The organism is Erwinia mallotivora (assembly GCF_000590885.1).
GTDB lineage: Bacteria > Pseudomonadota > Gammaproteobacteria > Enterobacterales > Enterobacteriaceae > Erwinia > Erwinia mallotivora.
In genome coordinates this window covers 12,044-32,040 of the sequence record NZ_JFHN01000043.1, presented here as the reverse complement: position 1 = coordinate 32,040, position 19,997 = coordinate 12,044, and the positions used below count along the sequence as shown (strand labels likewise).

At 54.2% G+C, this 19,997-nt stretch carries 17 protein-coding genes; 13 read left to right on the top strand and 4 right to left on the bottom strand.

The features are described from left to right. Window positions 1-8: 8 nt before the first annotated feature. From leuC to leuL, 4 genes are all read right to left on the bottom strand, one after another. A complete protein-coding gene (gene leuC / locus BG55_RS08210) occupies window positions 9-1,418 on the bottom strand; it encodes a 3-isopropylmalate dehydratase large subunit (protein WP_034936380.1) in 1,410 nt (469 codons plus the stop codon). 2 nt (window positions 1,419-1,420) lie between these two features. Then, on the bottom strand, window positions 1,421-2,509 hold the full coding sequence (gene leuB / locus BG55_RS08205) for a 3-isopropylmalate dehydrogenase (protein ID WP_034936466.1): 1,089 nt from the start codon (window positions 2,507-2,509) through the stop codon (window positions 1,421-1,423). Window positions 2,510-2,511: 2 nt separating this feature from the next. Continuing rightward, on the bottom strand, window positions 2,512-4,080 hold the full coding sequence (gene leuA / locus BG55_RS08200; protein WP_034936377.1) for a 2-isopropylmalate synthase: 1,569 nt from the start codon (window positions 4,078-4,080) through the stop codon (window positions 2,512-2,514). Window positions 4,081-4,170: 90 nt separating this feature from the next. Next, complete coding sequence (leuL, locus tag BG55_RS23500; protein ID WP_152542701.1) at window positions 4,171-4,257, bottom strand: leu operon leader peptide; 87 nt, start codon at window positions 4,255-4,257, stop codon at window positions 4,171-4,173. Window positions 4,258-4,982: 725 nt separating this feature from the next. Between leuL and ilvI the strand changes: the two genes are divergently transcribed. The 13 genes from ilvI (at window position 4,983) to murG (ending at window position 19,951) form a co-directional block, all read left to right on the top strand. Further along, window positions 4,983-6,707 carry an acetolactate synthase 3 large subunit gene (ilvI, locus tag BG55_RS08195; protein WP_034936375.1) on the top strand — a complete coding sequence of 575 codons (1,725 nt, stop codon included), beginning with the start codon at window positions 4,983-4,985 and terminating at the stop codon, window positions 6,705-6,707. 2 nt (window positions 6,708-6,709) lie between these two features. Continuing rightward, on the top strand, window positions 6,710-7,201 hold the full coding sequence (gene ilvN / locus BG55_RS08190) for an acetolactate synthase small subunit (RefSeq protein WP_034936372.1): 492 nt from the start codon (window positions 6,710-6,712) through the stop codon (window positions 7,199-7,201). Between the two features lie 198 nt (window positions 7,202-7,399). Further along, window positions 7,400-8,410 (top strand): catabolite repressor/activator, encoded by a 1,011-nt coding sequence (gene cra, locus BG55_RS08185; protein ID WP_034936463.1) that lies wholly within the window; start codon window positions 7,400-7,402, stop codon window positions 8,408-8,410. A gap of 544 nt (window positions 8,411-8,954) precedes the next feature. After that, entirely contained in the window at window positions 8,955-9,413 is a 459-nt protein-coding gene (mraZ, locus tag BG55_RS08180) for a division/cell wall cluster transcriptional repressor MraZ (protein WP_034936369.1), read from the top strand. A 2-nt stretch (window positions 9,414-9,415) separates the two neighbouring features. Continuing rightward, entirely contained in the window at window positions 9,416-10,357 is a 942-nt protein-coding gene (rsmH, locus tag BG55_RS08175) for a 16S rRNA (cytosine(1402)-N(4))-methyltransferase RsmH (protein WP_034936367.1), read from the top strand. Continuing rightward, on the top strand, window positions 10,354-10,674 hold the full coding sequence (gene ftsL, locus BG55_RS08170; protein ID WP_034936365.1) for a cell division protein FtsL: 321 nt from the start codon (window positions 10,354-10,356) through the stop codon (window positions 10,672-10,674). Before rsmH ends, ftsL begins: the two co-directional genes overlap by 4 nt. 8 nt (window positions 10,675-10,682) lie before the next feature. Continuing rightward, entirely contained in the window at window positions 10,683-12,455 is a 1,773-nt protein-coding gene (locus tag BG55_RS08165; protein ID WP_034936363.1) for a peptidoglycan glycosyltransferase FtsI, read from the top strand. After that, a complete protein-coding gene (murE, locus tag BG55_RS08160; protein ID WP_034936361.1) occupies window positions 12,442-13,929 on the top strand; it encodes a UDP-N-acetylmuramoyl-L-alanyl-D-glutamate--2,6-diaminopimelate ligase in 1,488 nt (495 codons plus the stop codon). The genes BG55_RS08165 and murE overlap by 14 nt, the downstream gene beginning before the upstream one ends. Next, entirely contained in the window at window positions 13,926-15,287 is a 1,362-nt protein-coding gene (gene murF / locus BG55_RS08155) for a UDP-N-acetylmuramoyl-tripeptide--D-alanyl-D-alanine ligase (RefSeq protein WP_034936360.1), read from the top strand. The genes murE and murF overlap by 4 nt, the downstream gene beginning before the upstream one ends. Continuing rightward, window positions 15,281-16,363 carry a phospho-N-acetylmuramoyl-pentapeptide-transferase gene (gene mraY / locus BG55_RS08150; protein WP_034936358.1) on the top strand — a complete coding sequence of 361 codons (1,083 nt, stop codon included), beginning with the start codon at window positions 15,281-15,283 and terminating at the stop codon, window positions 16,361-16,363. Before murF ends, mraY begins: the two co-directional genes overlap by 7 nt. Window positions 16,364-16,365: 2 nt before the next feature. Then, window positions 16,366-17,682 (top strand): UDP-N-acetylmuramoyl-L-alanine--D-glutamate ligase, encoded by a 1,317-nt coding sequence (gene murD / locus BG55_RS08145; protein WP_034936355.1) that lies wholly within the window; start codon window positions 16,366-16,368, stop codon window positions 17,680-17,682. Next, window positions 17,682-18,896 carry a cell division protein FtsW gene (gene ftsW, locus BG55_RS08140; RefSeq protein ID WP_034936460.1) on the top strand — a complete coding sequence of 405 codons (1,215 nt, stop codon included), beginning with the start codon at window positions 17,682-17,684 and terminating at the stop codon, window positions 18,894-18,896. The genes murD and ftsW overlap by 1 nt, the downstream gene beginning before the upstream one ends. Beyond that, a complete protein-coding gene (murG, locus tag BG55_RS08135; protein WP_034936352.1) occupies window positions 18,893-19,951 on the top strand; it encodes an undecaprenyldiphospho-muramoylpentapeptide beta-N-acetylglucosaminyltransferase in 1,059 nt (352 codons plus the stop codon). The genes ftsW and murG overlap by 4 nt, the downstream gene beginning before the upstream one ends. Window positions 19,952-19,997 lie beyond the last annotated feature (46 nt).

The window sequence follows — 19,997 nt, the reverse complement described above, 5'->3', positions numbered from 1 at the left end:
CTGGCTCCTTAATGAGGCGTTACGGCCTGTTGACGGATATCGGCAAAGTGACCGGCTATTGCCGCAGCGGCTGCCATTGCCGGACTGAGCAGATGGGTTCGTCCACCGCGACCCTGACGACCTTCAAAGTTTCGATTGCTGGTGGAGGCGCAGCGTTCGCCGGGGCTGAGGCGATCGTTATTCATCGCCAGACACATCGAACAGCCGGGCAGACGCCATTCGAATCCTGCTTCCAGAAAGATTTTATCCAGCCCTTCCGCTTCAGCCTGCGCTTTCACCGCACCGGAGCCCGGCACGACCCAGGCCTGGACGCCTGTGGCAATTTTCTGCCCTTTGACTACCGCTGCCGCTGCCCGCAGGTCTTCGATGCGGGAATTGGTACAGGAACCGATAAACACTTTATCAATCCTGACCTCGGTCAGCCGGATTCCGGGCCTGAGATCCATATAGGCCAGGGCTTTTTCAGCCGAGGCACGTTCCACTGGATCGCTGAAAGAGGCCGGATCGGGAATAAGCTGGTCAACGGCAATCACCTGCCCGGGGTTGGTGCCCCAGGTGACCTGCGGCGCGATATCCGCAGCGTCAAGGGTCACCACTTTATCGAATTTTGCATCGCTGTCGGATTTCAGCGTGCGCCAGTAAGCCACCGCCTGCTCCCAGGCTTCCCCCTGAGGGGCAAACTTGCGGCCTTTGATGTAGTTAAATGTGGTGTCGTCCGGCGCAATCAGGCCCGCTTTTGCGCCCAGTTCAATCGCCATATTGCAGACGGTCATCCGACCTTCCATGCTCAGCTGCTCAATCGCCGGACCGCAGAATTCCACCACATGGCCGTTACCGCCGCCGCTGCCGGTTTTACCGATCACCGCGAGGGCGATATCTTTCGCCGTGATGCCCGGCGCGACCTGGCCGGTAACTTCAACCTTCATGGTTCTGGCACGGGACTGTTTCAGCGTCTGTGTGGCCAGAACATGCTCCACTTCTGAAGTGCCAATACCAAATGCCAGCGCACCAACGGCACCGTGGGTGGAGGTGTGTGAATCGCCGCAGACAATGGTCATGCCCGGCAGCGATAAACCCAGTTCTGGTCCGATAACATGGACGATGCCCTGATTAGGGTTCTGGAGATCGTACAGGGTGACGCCAAACTCTTTACAGTTGTTGATTAACAGCGACATCTGAATTCGGGCCATCTCGCCACTGGCATTAATGTCACGGGTTTGCGTCGAGACATTGTGGTCCATGGTGGCGAAGGTTTTAGACGGCTGGCGCACCGGGCGTCCGTGCGCCCGCAGGCCATCAAAAGCCTGGGCCGAGGTCACTTCATGAACCAGGTGCCGGTCAATGTAAAGCAGCGGCGTTTCTCCCGGTGCTTCATGTACCAGATGGGCATCAAACAGCTTCTCGTATAATGTTTTCATAATCAGGTTTCGCTGATAAATCGGGCAATAATCGAGCCCATTTCTTCGGTGGTGGTTGTGCTACCACCACCCGCCAGGTCACCCGTGCGATAGCCTTCTGCCAGCGCGCGGCTGACCGCCTGTTCAATCGCATCCGCAGCGTCGGCGGCATCCAGACTGAAGCGCAACAGCAGCGACAGCGACAGGATTTGCGCAATCGGATTGGCGATGTTTTTTCCGGCGATATCCGGGGCCGAGCCACCGGCAGGTTCAAACAGACCAAAACCCTGTTCGTTAAGGCTGGCGGAAGGCAGCATCCCCATCGAGCCGGTGATCATCGCGCATTCGTCAGAAAGTATGTCGCCAAACAGGTTAGAGCAGAGCATCACGTCGAACTGCGAAGGCTCTTTGATCAACTGCATGGTGGCGTTGTCGATGTACATATGGCTGAGCTCAACATCCGGATAATCGGCCGCGACTTCGTTAACAATCTGCCGCCACAGGATTGAGGACTGCAATACGTTGGCTTTGTCGACAGAGGTGACTTTTTTACGACGTTTACGGGCTGATTCAAAGGCGATACGGGCGATGCGTTCGATTTCAAAGCGGTGGTACACCTCGGTATCAAAAGCGCGTTCATGCTGACCGCTGCCTTCACGACCTTTTGGCTGACCGAAGTAGATGCCGCCGGTCAGCTCGCGCACCACCAGGATATCAAACCCTCTGGCGGCGATATCGCTGCGCAGCGGGCAGAAGGCTTCCAGCCCCTGATGCAGACTGGCCGGACGCAGGTTGCTGAACAGTTTAAAGTGTTTGCGCAAAGGCAGCAGCGCACCGCGCTCTGGCTGTTCGGCGGGAGGCAGATGCTCCCATTTCGGTCCACCCACCGAACCAAACAGAATGGCATCGGCCTGCTCGCATCCGGCGATGGTTGCCGGGGGCAGGGGCTCTCCGTGGCGATCGATGGCCGCGCCGCCCACATCGTATTCACTGGTGGTGATGCGCATACCGAAACGCTGGCGCACCGCATCAAGCACTTTGCCTGCCTGCGCCATCACTTCCGGTCCGATGCCATCGCCGGGTAATACTGCAATATGATAAGTCCTGGACATCATTACACCGTTTCCTTCTGGTCTTTGGTTTTTGATTTGCGTTGCAGTTCCTGCTCAACCTGACGGGCGCGCCAGATGTTATTGAGCGCATTGATCATCGCTTTGGCAGAGGATTCGACGATATCCGTGGCCAGACCGACGCCATGAAATTTACGGCCATTGTAATTAACCACAATATCCACCTGGCCCAGCGCGTCTTTGCCGTGGCCTTTGGCGGTCAGCTGATATTTCACCAGCTCGGCATCAAAATCGGTAATGCGGTTAATCGCCTGATATACCGCGTCAACCGGGCCATTGCCTGTAGCCGCTTCGGCTTTGACCTCTTCACCGCAACCCAGTTTGACAGAGGCGGTCGCCATCACGCTGGAGCCGGACTGTACGCTGAAATAATCCAGACGGAAGTATTCCGGGTCTTCGTTCTGTTTGTTGATAAAGGCCAGCGCTTCCAGATCGTAGTCGAACACCTGGCCCTTTTTGTCCGCCAGTTTCAGGAAAGCGTCGTACAACGCATCCAGGCTGTAATCGTCCTCTTTGTAACCCATCTCATCCATGCGATGTTTTACCGCAGCACGGCCAGAGCGGGAGGTAAGATTCAGCTGTATCTGGTTCAGGCCGATTGATTCCGGGGTCATGATTTCGTAGTTTTCACGGTTCTTCAGCACGCCGTCCTGATGTATACCGGACGAGTGGGCGAAGGCCCCGGTGCCGACCACGGCTTTGTTGGCCGGGATGGGCATGTTGCAAATCTGGCTGACTGTCTGGCTGGTGCGATAGATTTCGTGGTGATTAATGTTGGTGTGCACACCCATTAACTGGTTACGCACCTTGATCGCCATAATCACTTCTTCCAGTGCACAGTTTCCTGCACGCTCGCCCAGGCCGTTCAGGGTTCCCTCTACCTGACGTGCGCCAGCCTGCACTGCCGCCAGAGCATTACCCACCGCCATACCCAGATCGTCATGGGTATGTACCGAAAGGATAGCTTTGTCGATGTTAGGTACGCGGTTGCGTAACTGAGCGAAGATGTTGCTGTACTCACCGGGCAGCGTGTAGCCGACGGTATCCGGAATGTTAATAGTGGTGGCTCCGGCATTGATTGCGGCTTCCACCACGCGGCACAAATCGTCGATGGGGGTGCGTCCACCATCTTCACAGGAAAATTCCACATCGTTGGTGTAATTGCGCGCGCGTTTGATCATCGTCTTCGCCCGTTCGATCACTTCCGGCAACGTACTTTTCAGTTTGGTGGCGATGTGCATGGGCGAGGTCGCCAGAAAGGTGTGGATGCGGTAGGCATCAGCCACTTTCAGCGACTCGTAAGCCGCATCAATATCTTTTTCAACGCAGCGGGCCAGGGCGCAGACACGGCTGTTTTTAATCTGACGGGCAATGGTTTGCACTGATTCGAAGTCGCCGGGAGAGGAGATGGGGAATCCGACCTCCATCACGTCAACGCCCATACGCTCCAGCGCCAGCGCTATCTGCAATTTCTCTTTGACACTCAGGCTGGCCTGCAATGCCTGCTCGCCGTCACGCAGAGTGGTATCGAAAATAATGACTTGTTGGCTCATTGTGTATCCCTTGTCGTGTTTGCTTTGCCCTGATTGCGGACATAAAAAAACCCGCGACTGGCGCGGGTTTTTTTGCTTTGCAAGCCTGAATCAGTGATTCACTCCGCCCACAAGTCTACCGCGCACAAAAGAGGCGTTTAGTAGTAGTAGACCGAGGAGGTAGGTGGTACGAATCATTGAATCAGACCTTAAAAATTTTCTGTCCGGTATTGATACTTGAAACCGGGGGGCGATGTCAACTGCCGCTGTGAGGTTATTGCGTAGCCACAAAGGAAAATAATGCTGGTCCCCGGAGGTGTTGCAGAACAAAAGAAAGCAGTAAAAACGTCGCTGAAAATCACCGGTAAAAAAAATGGTCAATGTCCCCGGTATAATGGATAAAAGTTATTTTAATCAGTCTGTTATATAGGTAAAACTTATAAATCATCCAGAATAATAATCACCTGGAGTGAGTGGCTTGTTCTTTTTTTGTGAAAAAATGCAGCATATAAAACCAAAATGGCGACAATATTAAAACATCCTGACTTAATTTGTCTGCGACTTTGTTTTTATAACAAAACGATCACACTGAAAATATTTCCTTCATTAGTAGAAAGCGCTTTTCTTTCGCCGGGGGGTCAGTGTAATTGTCGTTAAGTTCCTGTGATGAGCAGTACCTTGCTGCCCGTCAGCGGAGACCGGGATAGGGAATGCCGTTTGCCTGCTAAGTTGTCTGCGGTTATGGTACTGGTCATAAAAAATCAAAATACCGGTGTGCAGTCTGCTGCCCGGTTTTTGCAAACGATTTCCTACCGATACTAAATACTGGTTTTGACCTTATCCGGGCGGCACCCTGTTTCTGTAAACCACAGGGTGTGCTGCCAGATAACTCAGCACCTTAAAGTTAAAGCCTGGAGGCAAAAATGGAGATGTTATCAGGAGCCGAGATGGTCGTTCGATCGTTGATCGACCAGGGAGTTAAACATGTATTCGGCTACCCCGGCGGGGCCGTCCTCGATATCTATGATGCATTGCAAACCGTTGGCGGTATTGACCACGTGCTGGTCCGTCATGAGCAGGGCGCGGTGCACATGGCGGATGGTTATTCCCGTTCAACCGGTGAAGTGGGCGTGGTACTGGTTACCTCTGGCCCTGGCGCAACCAATGCGATTACCGGGATTGCTACTGCCTATATGGATTCAGTGCCGATGGTGGTGCTCTCCGGGCAGGTGCCCTCGACGCTGATTGGCTATGACGCCTTTCAGGAATGCGACATGGTGGGTATTTCGCGTCCGGTGGTGAAACACAGTTTTATGGTCAAAAAAGCCGAAGACATTCCCACCGTGATGAAAAAAGCGTTCTGGCTGGCTTCCAGTGGTCGCCCCGGGCCGGTGGTGATCGATCTGCCAAAAGATGTGATGAATCCTGCCAGCAAATTGCCTTATGCCTGGCCTGAGTCAGTCAGTATGCGTTCATACAACCCCACCACTCAGGGGCATAAAGGCCAGATTAAGCGCGCTCTGCAAACGCTTCTTGCGGCAAAAAAACCGGTCATTTATGCCGGGGGCGGCGTAATCAATGCGGCCTGCCACGATGAGCTGCGCCAGATTGCTGAACAGCTGAACTTGCCGGTGGCCTGCTCCCTGATGGGGCTGGGCGGTTTTCCGGGGTCGCACCGTCAGTGTGTGGGGATGTTGGGGATGCACGGCACCTATGAAGCCAACATGACCATGCACAACGCTGATGTCATTTTCGCTGTCGGCGTACGGTTTGATGACCGTACCACCAACAATCTGGCGAAATATTGCCCGAACGCGACCGTATTGCATATTGATATCGATCCGACGTCAATTTCCAAAACGGTATCCGCAGATGTTCCGATCGTCGGGGATGCTAAGCAGGTTCTGAACCAGATGCTTGAGCTGCTGACTCAGGGTGAAAAGGAGCAGGACTATGACAGCCTGCGTGACTGGTGGCAGAGCATCGAACAGTGGCGCGCACGCCATTGTCTGGCCTGGGACCAGACCAGCGAGAAGATTAAACCGCAGGCGGTAATTGAAACCATCTGGCGTCTGACCAAAGGTGAAGCGTATGTGACTTCCGATGTCGGACAACACCAGATGTTTGCCGCACTCTATTACCAGTTCGATAAGCCGCGTCGTTGGATTAACTCGGGTGGTCTGGGCACGATGGGATTTGGTCTGCCTGCCGCGCTTGGCGTTAAGCTGGCACTGCCGGAAGAAACGGTGATTTGTGTCACCGGCGATGGCAGTATCCAGATGAACATTCAGGAGCTTTCCACGGCGTTACAGTATGACCTTCCGGTGCTGGTGCTGAGCCTGAACAACCGTTTCCTCGGTATGGTTAAACAATGGCAGGACATGATTTATTCCGGGCGTCATTCGCAATCCTACATGCAATCTCTGCCTGATTTTGTCCGTCTGGCGGAGGCCTATGGCCATGTTGGTATCGGCATTGACCACCCACATGAACTGGAGGCAAAGCTGACCGAGGCGCTGGAAGCATTAGGCAAAGGGCGGCTGGTCTTTGTGGATGTGAATGTTGATGGCACCGAGCACGTATACCCTATGCAAATTCGTGGCGGTGGAATGGACGAAATGTGGTTGAGCAAAACGGAGAGGACTTAATTATGCGTCGTGTTTTATCGGTACTGCTGGAAAACGAATCCGGCGCATTATCGCGCGTTGTGGGGCTGTTTTCTCAGCGCGGCTATAACATTGAAAGCTTAACGGTTGCTCCTACTGACGATCCGACCTTGTCGCGGATGACGATTCAGACCGTCGGCGATCAAAAAGTGCTGGAACAGATCGAAAAGCAACTGCACAAACTGGTCGATGTGCTGCGTGTCAGCGAACTGGGGCAGGGAGCCTTTGTTGAACGCGAAGTCATGTTGGTGAAAATTCAGGCCACGGGATATGGTCGCGAAGAGGTGAAGCGCAGTGCAGAAATCTTCCGTGGTCAGATAGTGGATGTTACTCCGTCGCTTTATACGGTTCAGCTGGCTGGCACCAGCGACAAACTCGACGCCTTTTTAAATACCGTGCGTGAAGTGGCAGAAATTGTTGAAGTTGCCCGTTCAGGAATTGTTGGCGTCTCCAGGGGCGATCGCATTATGCGATAATTCCTGCGGGTGATTGTCATCGACCCCTGCTAACCCGGCGTAATGCCGGGTTTTTTTATTTTTGCTGGAAAAGCCCCGGCCAGAAATAAAAGCAGTTGCTCGCCAATCTGATCTACGGTTAGATGTAATAAATGACTTATCCATAGCCAAAACGTGGCTATTTTTTTGCGCCTTCGCGGTGCCAGCGTGGAGTTCAATGTGAAACTGGATGAAATTGCGCGCCTTGCCGGTGTATCGCGCACGACGGCCAGCTACGTTATTAATGGTAAAGCGCGGCAGTATCGTGTCAGCGACAAAACTGTTGAGAAGGTGATGGCGGTGGTGCGAGAGCATAACTACCATCCTAATGCGGTTGCCGCAGGTCTGCGTGCCGGCCGAACGCGTTCGATTGGGCTGGTGATTCCGGACCTGGAAAATACAAGTTATACCCGCATTGCTAACTATCTTGAACGGCAGGCGCGTCAACGCGGTTATCAGCTACTGATCGCCTGCTCGGAAGATCAGCCTGATAACGAAATGCGTTGCGTTGAACATCTGCTGCAACGGCAGGTTGATGCCATTATTGTTTCCACGTCGCTGCCACCAGAGCACCCTTTCTATCAGCGCTGGATCAACGATCCATTGCCGATTATCGCTTTAGATCGCGCGCTGGACCGTGAACATTTCACCAGTGTGGTGGGTGCCGACCAGGACGACTCAGAGATGCTGGCGGCGGAGCTGAGTAAGCAGGCGGTTGAAAGCGTGCTTTTCTTAGGGGCGTTGCCTGAGCTGTCGGTAAGCTTTTTACGCGAAATGGGCTTCCGCCAGGCATGGAAGGATGACACCCGTAAGATTGAATTTATCTATGCCAACAGTTTCGAACGGAGTGCCGCTGCGGCCAGGTTTGAAAGCTGGCTGGAAAATAATCCGATGCCCGATGCGTTGTTCACCACCTCTTTCGGACTGCTTCAGGGGGTAATGGATGTTGCTCTCCGTCGTGAAGGCCGTCTGCCAAGGGATCTGGCTATTGCCACCTTTGGCGATCATGAGCTGCTGGACTTTCTTGAATGCCCGGTACTGGCAGTAGGACAACGCCATCGCGACGTGGCGGAGCGCGTACTTGAGCTGGTGCTGGCCAGTCTGGATGAACCACGTAAACCAAAACCCGGTTTAACCCGCATTCGCCGCAACCTTTATCATCGCGGCCGATTAAGTCGTCACGACAGTTAATCATTTACTTAACAAGGCAGATAATCCCATCTGCCTTTTTTAACTCTCCTCTTTTTTATCTGCCAGAAGATGCTGATAAATATCTTCAATTGCTGGCATTAATTTTTTCTGAAATGAGTAAATAAAAGTAAAGGTTCAGCGCCCTGACTTTATATATATAAATCGTCAGAATGACAGTAATTGCGTGGGCAGCCTGTGAGGCAAGGCCTGACGTAACGCGGCCAGACTGGGATTTTCTTAGGAAATACCTTAAAATGCCTCCCGCGACGTAGAGTAAGGCTGAAAATTTTTGTAGCGAAAAACTGGCATATTTTTGAGCAATGTTAAATTCCCACAGAAATTCCTGTCACTATTCATTAGTTTATTTTTAAACTCCCTGGTAAATCGTAGTTTTTAAAACTTATCTGCGTTTTTACCTGTTAAGAAATAATCCTATTCGACGCCTGCTGCGGCTTGACAATGTTTTCCTTCGCTCCGTAAACTCCTTTGGTGGGAATTTGTGGTGGAAAGTGGTGAAAGAGGGTAACTGGAGGGTGAGGCTGGCATGTTCCGTGGAGCAACGTTAGTCAATCTCGACAGCAAGGGGCGGCTTGCCGTGCCTACGCGCTATCGCGAAACGCTGATCGGGGAATCACAGGGGCAAATGGTGTGCACCATTGACCTCCACCAGCCATGCCTGCTGCTTTACACCCTGCCTGAATGGGAAATTATTGAGCGCAAACTGGCTCGTTTATCCAGCATGAACCCCGCAGAGCGTCGTGTTCAGCGCCTGTTGCTTGGACATGCCAGTGAATGTCAGATGGATAATGCTGGTCGACTGCTGGTAGCGAACACGCTGCGCCAGCACGCCAGACTGAGCAAAGAAGTGATGCTGGTTGGGCAGTTCAATAAATTTGAATTGTGGGATGAACAGACCTGGTATCAACAAGTCAGGGAAGATATTGACGCAGAGCAGTCGACTCAGGAACCGTTATCTGAGCGTTTGCAGGACTTGTCGTTATAGCTATGCAGGAAAATTTTAAACATACCACGGTGCTGTTGGACGAGGCAGTTAACGCGCTCAATATTCAACCCGACGGCATCTACATCGATGGTACTTTTGGCCGGGGTGGCCATTCACGTTTGATTCTGGCAAAGCTGGGAGAACAGGGTCGGCTTTATGCTATTGACCGCGATCCGCAAGCGATTGCCGCCGCTGCTGAAATTACCGATCCACGCTTTACCATTATTCATGGCCCTTTTTCCGCGCTGGCTGACTATGTAGAAGCGCGCGGACTGACCGGGAAAGTGGCTGGCATTTTGCTGGATTTGGGGGTTTCCTCGCCACAGCTGGATGACGCAGAGCGCGGTTTTTCGTTTATGCGTGACGGACCGCTGGATATGCGTATGGATCCGACCAAAGGATTATCGGCTGCGGAGTGGTTACTCAAGGCCGAAGAGCACGATATTGCTTTTGTACTGAAAACCTTCGGTGAGGAGCGATTTGCCAAACGTATCGCTCATGCCATTGTGCAGCGTAACCGCGAGCAACCGATGACACGTACGAAAGAGCTGGCGGAGGTGATTTACAACGCCACGCCGGTGAAGGACAAATTTAAGCACCCGGCGACCCGCAGTTTCCAGGCGATTCGTATCTGGATTAACAGTGAGCTGGAAGAGATTGAGCGGGCTCTGCAAGGGGCGCTGACGGCGCTGGCACCTTCAGGACGTTTGTCGGTGATCAGCTTTCACTCGCTGGAAGATCGCATTGTGAAACGCTTTATGCGTGAACAAAGCCGCGGTCCACAAGTACCGGCAGGCTTGCCGATGACCGAAGCGCAGCTCAGCCAGTTAGGTGGTCGGCGGCTGAAAGTGGCAGGCAAAATGATGCCCGGTGATGCAGAAGTGGCAGAAAATCCCAGAGCGCGTAGCTCGGTGTTGCGTATAGCTGAAAGGACCGCGTCATGATTGGCAATGAGCGTCACAGTTTACCCGGTGTTATTGCCAGCGATTTGCTGCGTCACGGCAAGATTCCGGTCATCCTGGCGGTAGCGGTGTTGGTTTCGTCGGTTCTGGTGGTCACCACCGCGCACAAAACCCGTTTGCTGACCGCACAGCGTGAGCAACTGGTGCTGGAGCGTGATGCGCTGGATATCGAATGGCGAAATCTGATTCTGGAAGAGAATGCCCTTGGCGATCACAGCCGGGTAGAGAGAACGGCGACGGAAAAACTGCAAATGCAGCATGTTGATCCATCGCAGGAAAATATAGTGGTACAGCCATAAGAGACTGAATGAAAACTGTCGCCATGAAGTTAAAACGCCCGGAAAATCAGGCCAGCTTTGTCAGCTGGCGTTTTGCGTTGCTTTGTGGCTGCATCCTGCTGGCGTTACTGGGATTGCTGGCGCGTGTCGCCTATTTGCAGATTATTAATCCCGATAAGCTGGTGCGTGAAGGCGATATGCGCTCCTTGCGTGTACAGGCTGTACCCACTTCACGCGGGATGATTACCGACCGTGCCGGACGTCCTCTGGCGGTCAGCGTCCCTGTTAATGCAGTCTGGGCCGATCCGAAAGAACTTCACGACAAGGGAGGGATCACGCTGGACAGCCGCTGGAAAGCACTGTCAGATGCCCTCTCCATTCCTCTTGATCAACTGGCAGCACGGGTCAATGCCAATCCCAAAGGCCGCTTTGTTTATCTTGCCCGCCAGGTCAATCCTGCCATTGGTGATTACGTTAAAAAGCTCAAGCTTCCCGGTATCAATCTGCGTGAAGAGTCACGCCGTTACTACCCGGCCGGGCAGGTAACCTCGCACCTGATTGGCTTTACCAACATTGATGGCCAGGGCATTGAAGGCGTTGAAAAAAGCTTTGACAAATGGCTGACCGGACAGCCGGGTGAGCGCACCGTACGCCGCGATCGCAATGGTCGGGTGATTGAAGATATCTCTTCTGTTGACAGCCGTGCGGCCCATAACCTTGCGCTGAGTATTGATGAGCGCTTACAGGCGTTGGTATATCGCGAACTGAACAATGCCGTGGCTTTTAATAAAGCAGAATCCGGTACGGCGGTGCTGGTGGATGTGAATACCGGTGAAGTGCTGGCGATGGCCAATAGTCCGGCTTACAACCCCAATAACCTGACCAACACCACCAAAGATGTGATGCGGAACCGGGCGATCACTGACATCTTTGAGCCGGGTTCTACGGTAAAACCGATGGTAGTGATGACCGCGTTACAGCGCGGTGTGGTAAAAGAAAACAGCGTGCTGAATACCGTTCCATACCGGATTAATGGTCACGAAATCAAAGACGTGGCCCGTTACAATGAGTTGACCCTGACCGGGGTTTTGCAAAAATCGAGTAACGTCGGCGTTTCCAGGCTGGCGTTAGCGATGCCGTCCTCAGCGCTGGTAGAAACTTACACGCACTTTGGACTGGGTAAGGCGACCAATTTGGGGTTGGTCGGAGAAAGTAGTGGCTTATATCCTCAAAAACAACGGTGGTCTGACATAGAGAGGGCCACCTTCTCTTTTGGCTACGGGCTAATGGTAACACCGTTACAGTTAGCGCGAGTCTACGCAACGATAGGCAGCTATGGCATGTATCGCCCGCTGTCGATTACCAAAGTCGATCCTCCCGTAGCAGGGCAGCGCGTTTTTTCTGAAGACGTGGTGCGTACGGTGATGCACATGATGGAAAGCGTGGCGTTGCCCGGCGGCGGCGGGGTGAAGGCGGCGATTAAAGGCTATCGCATCGCGATTAAAACCGGTACGGCCAAGAAAGTCGGCCCGGACGGTAAATACGTTAACAAATATATTGCCTATACCGCTGGTGTGGCCCCGGCGAGCCGCCCTCGTTTTGCGTTAGTGGTGGTGATTAACGATCCTCAGGCTGGCAAATATTATGGCGGTGCCGTTTCTGCCCCGGTATTTGGCGCCATTATGGGCGGCGTTTTACGTACGATGAACATTGAACCTGATGCACTGCCGCTGCCAGCGCCTCAGGGTGATAAAAACGAGATAGTACAAAACAGAAGTGAGGCTTCGAGTGACAGATCGTAATCTGCGCAACTTACTGGCTCCGTGGGTGGCTGATGCGCCGGAACGGCTGCTGCGTGAAATGATACTGGACAGCCGACTGGCAGCGTCTGGCGATCTGTTTGTGGCGATAAAAGGCCACGCGGTGGATGGGCGTCGTTTTATTCCGCAGGCTGTTGCTCAGGGCGTGGCGGCGATCATTGCTGAAGCAGAAGGCGAAGCGCAGGACGGTGAAATTAAAGAAGTACATGGCGTGCCGGTCATTTACCTGACTCAGCTTGCTCAGCGTCTCTCTGCGCTGGCGGGGCGTTTTTATCAACAACCCGCAGAAAAATTACGTCTGGTTGGTGTCACCGGTACTAACGGCAAGACCACAACCACGCAACTGCTCGCCCAGTGGGCGCAATTGCTGGGCGAGACGGGAGCCGTGATGGGCACGGTGGGGAATGGTCTGTATGGTCATCTGGCCCCGGCCGAAAATACCACCGGTTCAGCGGTTGACGTTCAGCATACGTTAAGCACCCTGGTCGAACAGGGGGCTACGCTGGCAGCAATGGAGGTCTCTTCCCACGGCCTCGTGCAGCATCGTGTTGCCGCGTTACCCTTTGCCGCCGCCGCCTTTACCAATCTCAGTCGTGATCATCTGGATTACCACGGCGATATGACCCGCTATGAAAATGCCAAATGGCTGCTGTTTTCTGAACATCAGATCGGTCAGGCAATTATCAATGCGGATGATGAAACCGGCTTCCGCTGGCTGCAAAAGCTGCCTGATGCCGTGGCGGTGAGTATGGAAAACCGTCTCCAGCCGGGCTGTCGTGGCCGCTGGCTGACAGCCACAGATGTCAACTTCCATGACAATGGCGCAACGATAGAATTCAACTCCAGTTGGGGACCAGGCGTTATCGAGAGCCGCCTGATGGGGGCATTTAACGTCAGCAATCTGCTGATTGCGCTGGCGACGCTGCTCGCTCTGGGTTATCCCCTCGATGCGCTGATTGCCACCAGTAACCATCTGCAACCGGTGACAGGGCGAATGGAAGTGTTTACTGCGCCAGGCAAGCCAACCGTGGTGGTTGATTATGCTCATACACCGGATGCGCTGGAAAAAGCGCTATCCGCTGCACGTCTGCACTGCAACGGGCAACTCTGGTGCGTATTTGGCTGTGGTGGCGATCGCGACAAAGGTAAGCGTCCATTAATGGGGGCCATTGCCGAACAGTTTTCCGATGTGGTGGTGATCACCGATGACAATCCACGCAGCGAAGATCCGGCGGCTATCGTGGCCGATGTGCTCACTGGCCTGCTGGACGCAGGGCGTGCCCGCGTGATGCCTGGTCGTGTGCAAGCGGTTACTCACACCGTCATGCAGGCGCAGGAGGGTGATATTGTGCTGGTGGCTGGTAAAGGTCATGAAGATTATCAGATTATCGGCAACCAGCGTCTGGACTATTCCGATCGGCTGACCGTCGCCGGATTGCTGGGGGTGGTGGCATGATTCCGCTTTCACTGCAAACTCTGGCAGAGCTGACCGGTGGCGAACTCTTCGGTGGCAACCTGACTTTTGCTGAAGTGACCACTGACACACGTAAGGTCAGCGCGGGTTGCCTGTTCATTGCTCTGAAAGGCGAACGTTTTGATGCGCATGACTTCATTGCGGATGCCCTGAGCGCCGGTGCCACCGCTGCATTAGTCAGCAAGCACTTACCCATTGCCGTGCCTCAGGTGGTGGTAGCGGATACCCGCATCGCGCTGGGACAACTGGCGGGCTGGGTTCGTCGGCAATCGACGGCCAGGGTGGTTGCGCTGACCGGATCGTCAGGCAAAACCTCAGTAAAAGAGATGACTGCCGCTATCCTTCGCGAATGCGGGGAAACCCTTTATACCGCCGGGAACCTGAATAACGATATCGGTGTACCTCTGACTTTACTGCGCCTGACGGCACATCATCAGTATGCAGTGATTGAACTGGGTGCTAATCATCAGGGGGAAATCGCCTGGACGACGGACCTTGCCCGCCCTGAGGCCGCCCTGGTGAATAATCTTGCGGCCGCTCACCTGGAAGGGTTTGGCTCGCTGGCTGGCGTGGCGAAAGCAAAAGGCGAAATTTTTCAGGGTTTGCCTGCTGATGGTACGGCGATTATCAATGCTGACAGTCATGACTGGCCACACTGGCAGAGCATGTTACATGACAAGCATGTCTGGCGTTTCTCTGCGAAAGCAAATGCCGACTGTGAGTTTAATGCCAGTGAGATTGCGGTAAACGGCGAGGGGACGCAATTTGTGATGACCACGCCAGCCGGACGTATCACCGTCCAGCTGCCGTTGCCAGGACGGCACAATGTGGCCAACGCCCTGGCGGCAGCGGCGCTGGCTTTATCCGTCGGTGCGCCACTCAGCGCTATCCGGCACGGCTTGTCCAGTCTGAAAGCCGTTGCAGGCCGTCTTTTTCCCGTGCAGCTGGCGCAGGGCAAGCTGCTGCTGGATGACAGTTACAATGCCAATGTGGGATCCATGACGGCGGCAGCGCAGGTGCTGGCTGAAATGCCAGGCTACCGGGTGATGGTTGTGGGTGATATGGCCGAACTGGGCGATGAAGCTGAAGCCTGCCACCGCCAGGTGGGAGAGGCTGCACGTCTGGCAGGGCTGGATAAAGTTCTGAGCGTGGGGATATTAAGTCAATTACTCAGCGATGCCAGCGGAGTCGGCGAGCACTTTAGTGATAAAGCCGCGCTGACCGCCCGACTCAGGGCACTGCTGTCTCAACACGCCTCAATCACCATTCTGGTCAAAGGTTCACGTAGTGCCGCCATGGAACAGGTGGTACAAAGCTTACAGGAGAAAGGTACATGTTAGTCTGGCTGGCCGAACATCTGGTCGCTTTATATTCTGGCTTTAACGTCTTTTCGTATCTGACGTTCAGGGCCATCGTCAGCCTGCTGACAGCACTGTTCATCTCTTTATGGATGGGCCCGCGCATGATTGCCCGTCTCCAGGAGATGTCTTTTGGTCAGGTGGTGCGTAACGACGGTCCTGAGTCACATTTCAGCAAACGCGGCACACCAACGATGGGCGGGATTATGATCCTGTTTTCCATCACCGTTTCCGTGCTGATGTGGGCCTATCCCTCAAACCCTTATGTCTGGTGTGTGCTGTTTGTACTGATTGGCTTTGGCATCATTGGTTTTATCGATGATTACCGCAAGGTGGTACGCAAAGATACGAAGGGGCTGATTGCGCGCTGGAAGTATTTCTGGATGTCGGTTATCTCGCTGGGGGTGGCATTTGCGCTATACGCAGCAGGTTATGATACGCCTGCCACCCAGCTGGTGGTGCCGTTCTTCAAAGATATCATGCCGCAACTGGGCTTGTTCTATGTGGTATTAGCCTATTTCGTTATTGTCGGCACCGGCAACGCGGTTAACCTGACCGATGGCCTTGATGGCCTTGCTATCATGCCTACCGTATTTGTCGCGGCGGGTTTTGCATTAGTGGCCTGGGCTACGGGTAACGTGAAATTTGCTGAATATCTGCATATTCCCTATCTGCGCCATGCGGGCGAACTGGTGATTGTCTGCACCGCTATTGTCGGTGCCGGCCTTGGCTTTTTGTGGTTCAACACCTATCCGGCACAGGTATTCATGGGCGACGTCGGCTCGCTGGCGCTCGGGGGGGCCCTTGGGACCATCGCCGTACTGCTGCGTCAGGAATTTTTGCTGGTGATCATGGGCGGCGTCTTTGTGGTGGAAACCCTGTCGGTGGTTTTACAGGTGGGTTCCTTCAAACTGCGTGGTCAGCGCATTTTCCGCATGGCTCCAATCCATCATCATTACGAACTGAAAGGCTGGCCTGAACCCAGGGTCATTGTGCGCTTCTGGATCATTTCACTGATGCTGGTGCTGATTGGCCTGGCAACGCTGAAGGTAAGGTAACTATGGCTGACTATCAGGGTAAAAAAGTCGTCATCATCGGGTTGGGGCTGACCGGCCTCTCCTGTGTTGATTTCTTTTTAGCACGTGGCGTAACACCACGTGTGATGGATACCCGTGTCGTGCCGCCGGGGCTGAACAAGCTGCCCAACAATGTGGAGTGCTGGCTGGGTTCACTTAACGACCGCTGGCTGCTCGCTGCCGACCTGATTATAGCCAGCCCGGGGATGTCGCTTGCGCATCCTTCGCTGATGGATGCCGCCGATGCCGGGGTTGAAATCATCGGTGATATAGAACTGTTTTGCCGTGAAGTTCAGGCTCCGGTTGTTGCCATTACCGGCTCAAACGGTAAGAGTACGGTGACGACGCTGGTGGGTGAGATGGCAAAAGCCGCCGGCTGGCAGGTTGGTGTGGGCGGTAATATTGGTCTGCCTGCGCTGATGCTGCTGGAACAACCGGCACAGCTGTATGTGCTGGAGCTTTCCAGTTTCCAGCTGGAAACCACTTCCAGCCTGAAGGCCGCAGCAGCAACAATTCTTAACGTCACTGAAGATCACATGGATCGCTATCCGTTGGGCATGCAGCAGTATCGGGCAGCAAAACTGCGTATTTACGAGCAGGCCAGGGTCTGTGTGGTCAATGCCGATGATGCGATGACCATGCCCGTTCGCGGTGCGGATAAACGCTGCGTCAGTTTTGGTGTGGATGTCGGTGATTATCATCTTAACCGTCAGCAGGGCACTATCTGGCTGAGAGTCAACGGCGAGAAAGTGCTGAATACTGATGAGATGACGCTGGTCGGGCAGCATAATTACACCAACGCGCTGGCTGCCCTTGCACTGGCTGATGCTGTCGGGTTGCCGCGCACCTCCAGTCTGAAGGCGTTGACCACTTTTACCGGCCTGGCTCACCGTTTCCAGCTTGCGCATGAAAATAATGGCGTGCGCTGGATTAATGATTCGAAAGCAACCAACGTGGGCAGCACCGAAGCAGCGCTAAGCGGATTACAGCTGTCAGGCACACTCTGGCTGCTGCTGGGCGGAGACGGTAAATCGGCTGACTTCACGCCGCTGAGTCAATACGTGCAGGCTGAAAACGTGCAGCTTTACTGCTTCGGTCGCGACGGTGCCGAGCTGGCTGAGCTTTCCCCGCAAAAAGCGGTGCAAACTGAAACCATGGCAGAGGCGATGGCGCAGATTGCAGCAAAAGTGCAGCCTGGCGATATTGTTTTGCTTTCTCCGGCCTGCGCCAGCCTGGATCAGTTCAAAAACTTCGAGCAACGCGGCGATGTGTTTACGCAACTCGCTAAGGAGCTGGGATGATACGCATACCAGGCCTGAGCCTTGCTGGCGGACTGTCTGACCGCCTGAAAGAGTGGGTGATGGGGTCGCGTGAAAATGATGCGACCTCAATGGTGCTTTACGACCGCACGCTGTTGTGGCTGACGTTGGGGCTGGCGATTATTGGTTTCGTGATGGTGACCTCTGCCTCAATGCCCGTCGGGCAGCGTCTGTCGGACGATCCCTTCTATTTTGCCAAGCGCGATGCATTCTATATCGCGCTGGCGTTGGGCATTTCGCTGGTTACGCTGCGTGTGCCAATGGATTTCTGGCAGCGCTACAGCAACATCATGTTGCTGGTAACCATTGTCATGTTGTTGATTGTGTTGGTGGTGGGTAGCTCGGTTAACGGTGCATCCCGCTGGATTGCACTGGGACCATTGCGTATCCAGCCTGCTGAACTCTCTAAGTTGTCGCTGTTCTGCTATCTCGCCAGTTATCTGGTGCGCAAGGTGGATGAGGTGCGTAACAACTTTTGGGGATTCTGTAAGCCGATGGGCGTGATGGTGGTACTGGCCGTTCTGCTGCTGGCCCAGCCCGATTTAGGCACCGTGGTGGTACTGTTTGTTACTACGCTGGCGATGCTGTTTCTCGCAGGGGCTAAATTATGGCAGTTTCTGGCGATTATCGGCTCCGGAATATTTGCCGTGTGTCTGCTGATTGTCGCCGAGCCTTATCGTATGCGTCGTGTCACCTCTTTCTGGAATCCCTGGGAAGATCCCTTCGGCAGCGGTTATCAGCTGACTCAGTCGTTGATGGCGTTTGGCCGGGGTGAATTCTGGGGGCAGGGGCTGGGCAATTCGGTACAAAAACTGGAGTATCTGCCGGAAGCACACACCGACTTTATCTTTTCCATTATCGGGGAAGAACTGGGTTATATCGGTGTGGTTTTGGCGCTGCTGATGGTATTCTTCGTCGCTTTTCGTGCGATGTCCATTGGCCGTCGCGCACTGGAAATCGATCAACGTTTTTCCGGTTTTCTGGGTTGCTCTATCGGCGTCTGGTTCAGCTTCCAGGCGCTGGTTAATGTCGGGGCGGCTGCGGGGATGTTGCCGACCAAAGGCCTGACGTTACCTTTAATCAGTTATGGTGGTTCCAGTCTGATTATTATGTCGACAGCCATCGTATTTTTACTGCGTATCGATTATGAAACACGTCTGGCGAAAGCCCAGGCGTTTACACGGAGCGCCCGATGAAAGGCAAACGGCTGATGGTGATGGCCGGTGGCACGGGAGGCCATGTTTTTCCCGGCCTGGCTGTGGCACACCAGTTAATGGCTCAGGGCTGGCAGGTGCGCTGGCTGGGCACGGCGGATCGCATGGAAGCCGATCTGGTTCCAAAGCACGGGATCGACATTGAATTTATTCGTATTAACGGTCTGCGTGGCAAAGGATTAAAAGCATTAATCGCCGCCCCCTGGCGCATTTTCAGCGCGGTATGTCAGGCCAGAGCTATCATCAGGCGCTGGCAGCCCGATGTGGTGCTGGGCATGGGCGGTTATGTATCGGGTCCCGGCGGTCTGGCAGCCTGGAGCAGTGGGGTGCCGGTGGTACTGCATGAGCAGAACGGCATCGCCGGGTTAACCAACAAATGGCTGGCCAGAATTGCCAAAAAAGTCATGCAGGCCTTTCCAGGCGCTTTCCCGGATGCAGAAGTGGTGGGTAACCCGGTCAGAACCGACGTGCTGGCGCTGCCCCTGCCTGAAGTGCGTCTGGCTGGCCGCACCGGTCCGATTCGGGTTCTGGTGGTGGGGGGGAGCCAGGGTGCCCGGGTGCTTAACCAGACCATGCCACAGGTTGCGGCTAAGCTGGGTGACAAAATCACCTTATGGCACCAGTCAGGGAAAGGGGCTGCCGGGAGCCTTAACCAGGCTTATCAGCAACTGAACCTGCCCGGACATAAGGTGACAGAATTTATTGACGATATGGCGGCGGCTTACGCCTGGGCTGATGTGGTGGTCTGTCGCTCGGGAGCACTGACAGTGAGTGAGGTGGCCGCTGCTGGATTACCCGCTATCTTTGTGCCATTCCAACATAAAGATCGCCAACAGTACTGGAATGCGCTGCCGCTGGAAAAAGCGGGTGCAGCAAAAATTTACGAACAACCGCAGTTTACTGCGGAGGTTGTGGCGGAAACGCTGGCCGGATGGGATCGTCTGGCGTTACTGAACATGGCAGAAAAAGCGCGGGCGGTGGCTATCCCTGACGCAACCGAACGGGTTGCAGCGGAAGTAGTCAGAGCCGCGCTGTAAACAGAACAGAGCGGGTTGGCCTGGCCGACCCCGAATGGTTATACAA

Coding starts and splice junctions, on each gene's coding strand:
- leuB (WP_034936466.1), bottom strand. CDS start 2,509: ATGTCCAGGACTTATCATATTGCAGTATTACCCGGCGATGGCATCGGA.
- mraY (WP_034936358.1), top strand. CDS start 15,281: ATGTTAGTCTGGCTGGCCGAACATCTGGTCGCTTTATATTCTGGCTTT.
- ilvN (WP_034936372.1), top strand. CDS start 6,710: ATGCGTCGTGTTTTATCGGTACTGCTGGAAAACGAATCCGGCGCATTA.
- murF (WP_034936360.1), top strand. CDS start 13,926: ATGATTCCGCTTTCACTGCAAACTCTGGCAGAGCTGACCGGTGGCGAA.
- mraZ (WP_034936369.1), top strand. CDS start 8,955: ATGTTCCGTGGAGCAACGTTAGTCAATCTCGACAGCAAGGGGCGGCTT.
- murG (WP_034936352.1), top strand. CDS start 18,893: ATGAAAGGCAAACGGCTGATGGTGATGGCCGGTGGCACGGGAGGCCAT.
- leuA (WP_034936377.1), bottom strand. CDS start 4,080: ATGAGCCAACAAGTCATTATTTTCGATACCACTCTGCGTGACGGCGAG.
- murD (WP_034936355.1), top strand. CDS start 16,366: ATGGCTGACTATCAGGGTAAAAAAGTCGTCATCATCGGGTTGGGGCTG.
- leuC (WP_034936380.1), bottom strand. CDS start 1,418: ATGAAAACATTATACGAGAAGCTGTTTGATGCCCATCTGGTACATGAA.
- rsmH (WP_034936367.1), top strand. CDS start 9,416: ATGCAGGAAAATTTTAAACATACCACGGTGCTGTTGGACGAGGCAGTT.
- ftsL (WP_034936365.1), top strand. CDS start 10,354: ATGATTGGCAATGAGCGTCACAGTTTACCCGGTGTTATTGCCAGCGAT.
- BG55_RS08165 (WP_034936363.1), top strand. CDS start 10,683: ATGAAAACTGTCGCCATGAAGTTAAAACGCCCGGAAAATCAGGCCAGC.
- leuL (WP_152542701.1), bottom strand. CDS start 4,257: ATGATTCGTACCACCTACCTCCTCGGTCTACTACTACTAAACGCCTCT.
- ilvI (WP_034936375.1), top strand. CDS start 4,983: ATGGAGATGTTATCAGGAGCCGAGATGGTCGTTCGATCGTTGATCGAC.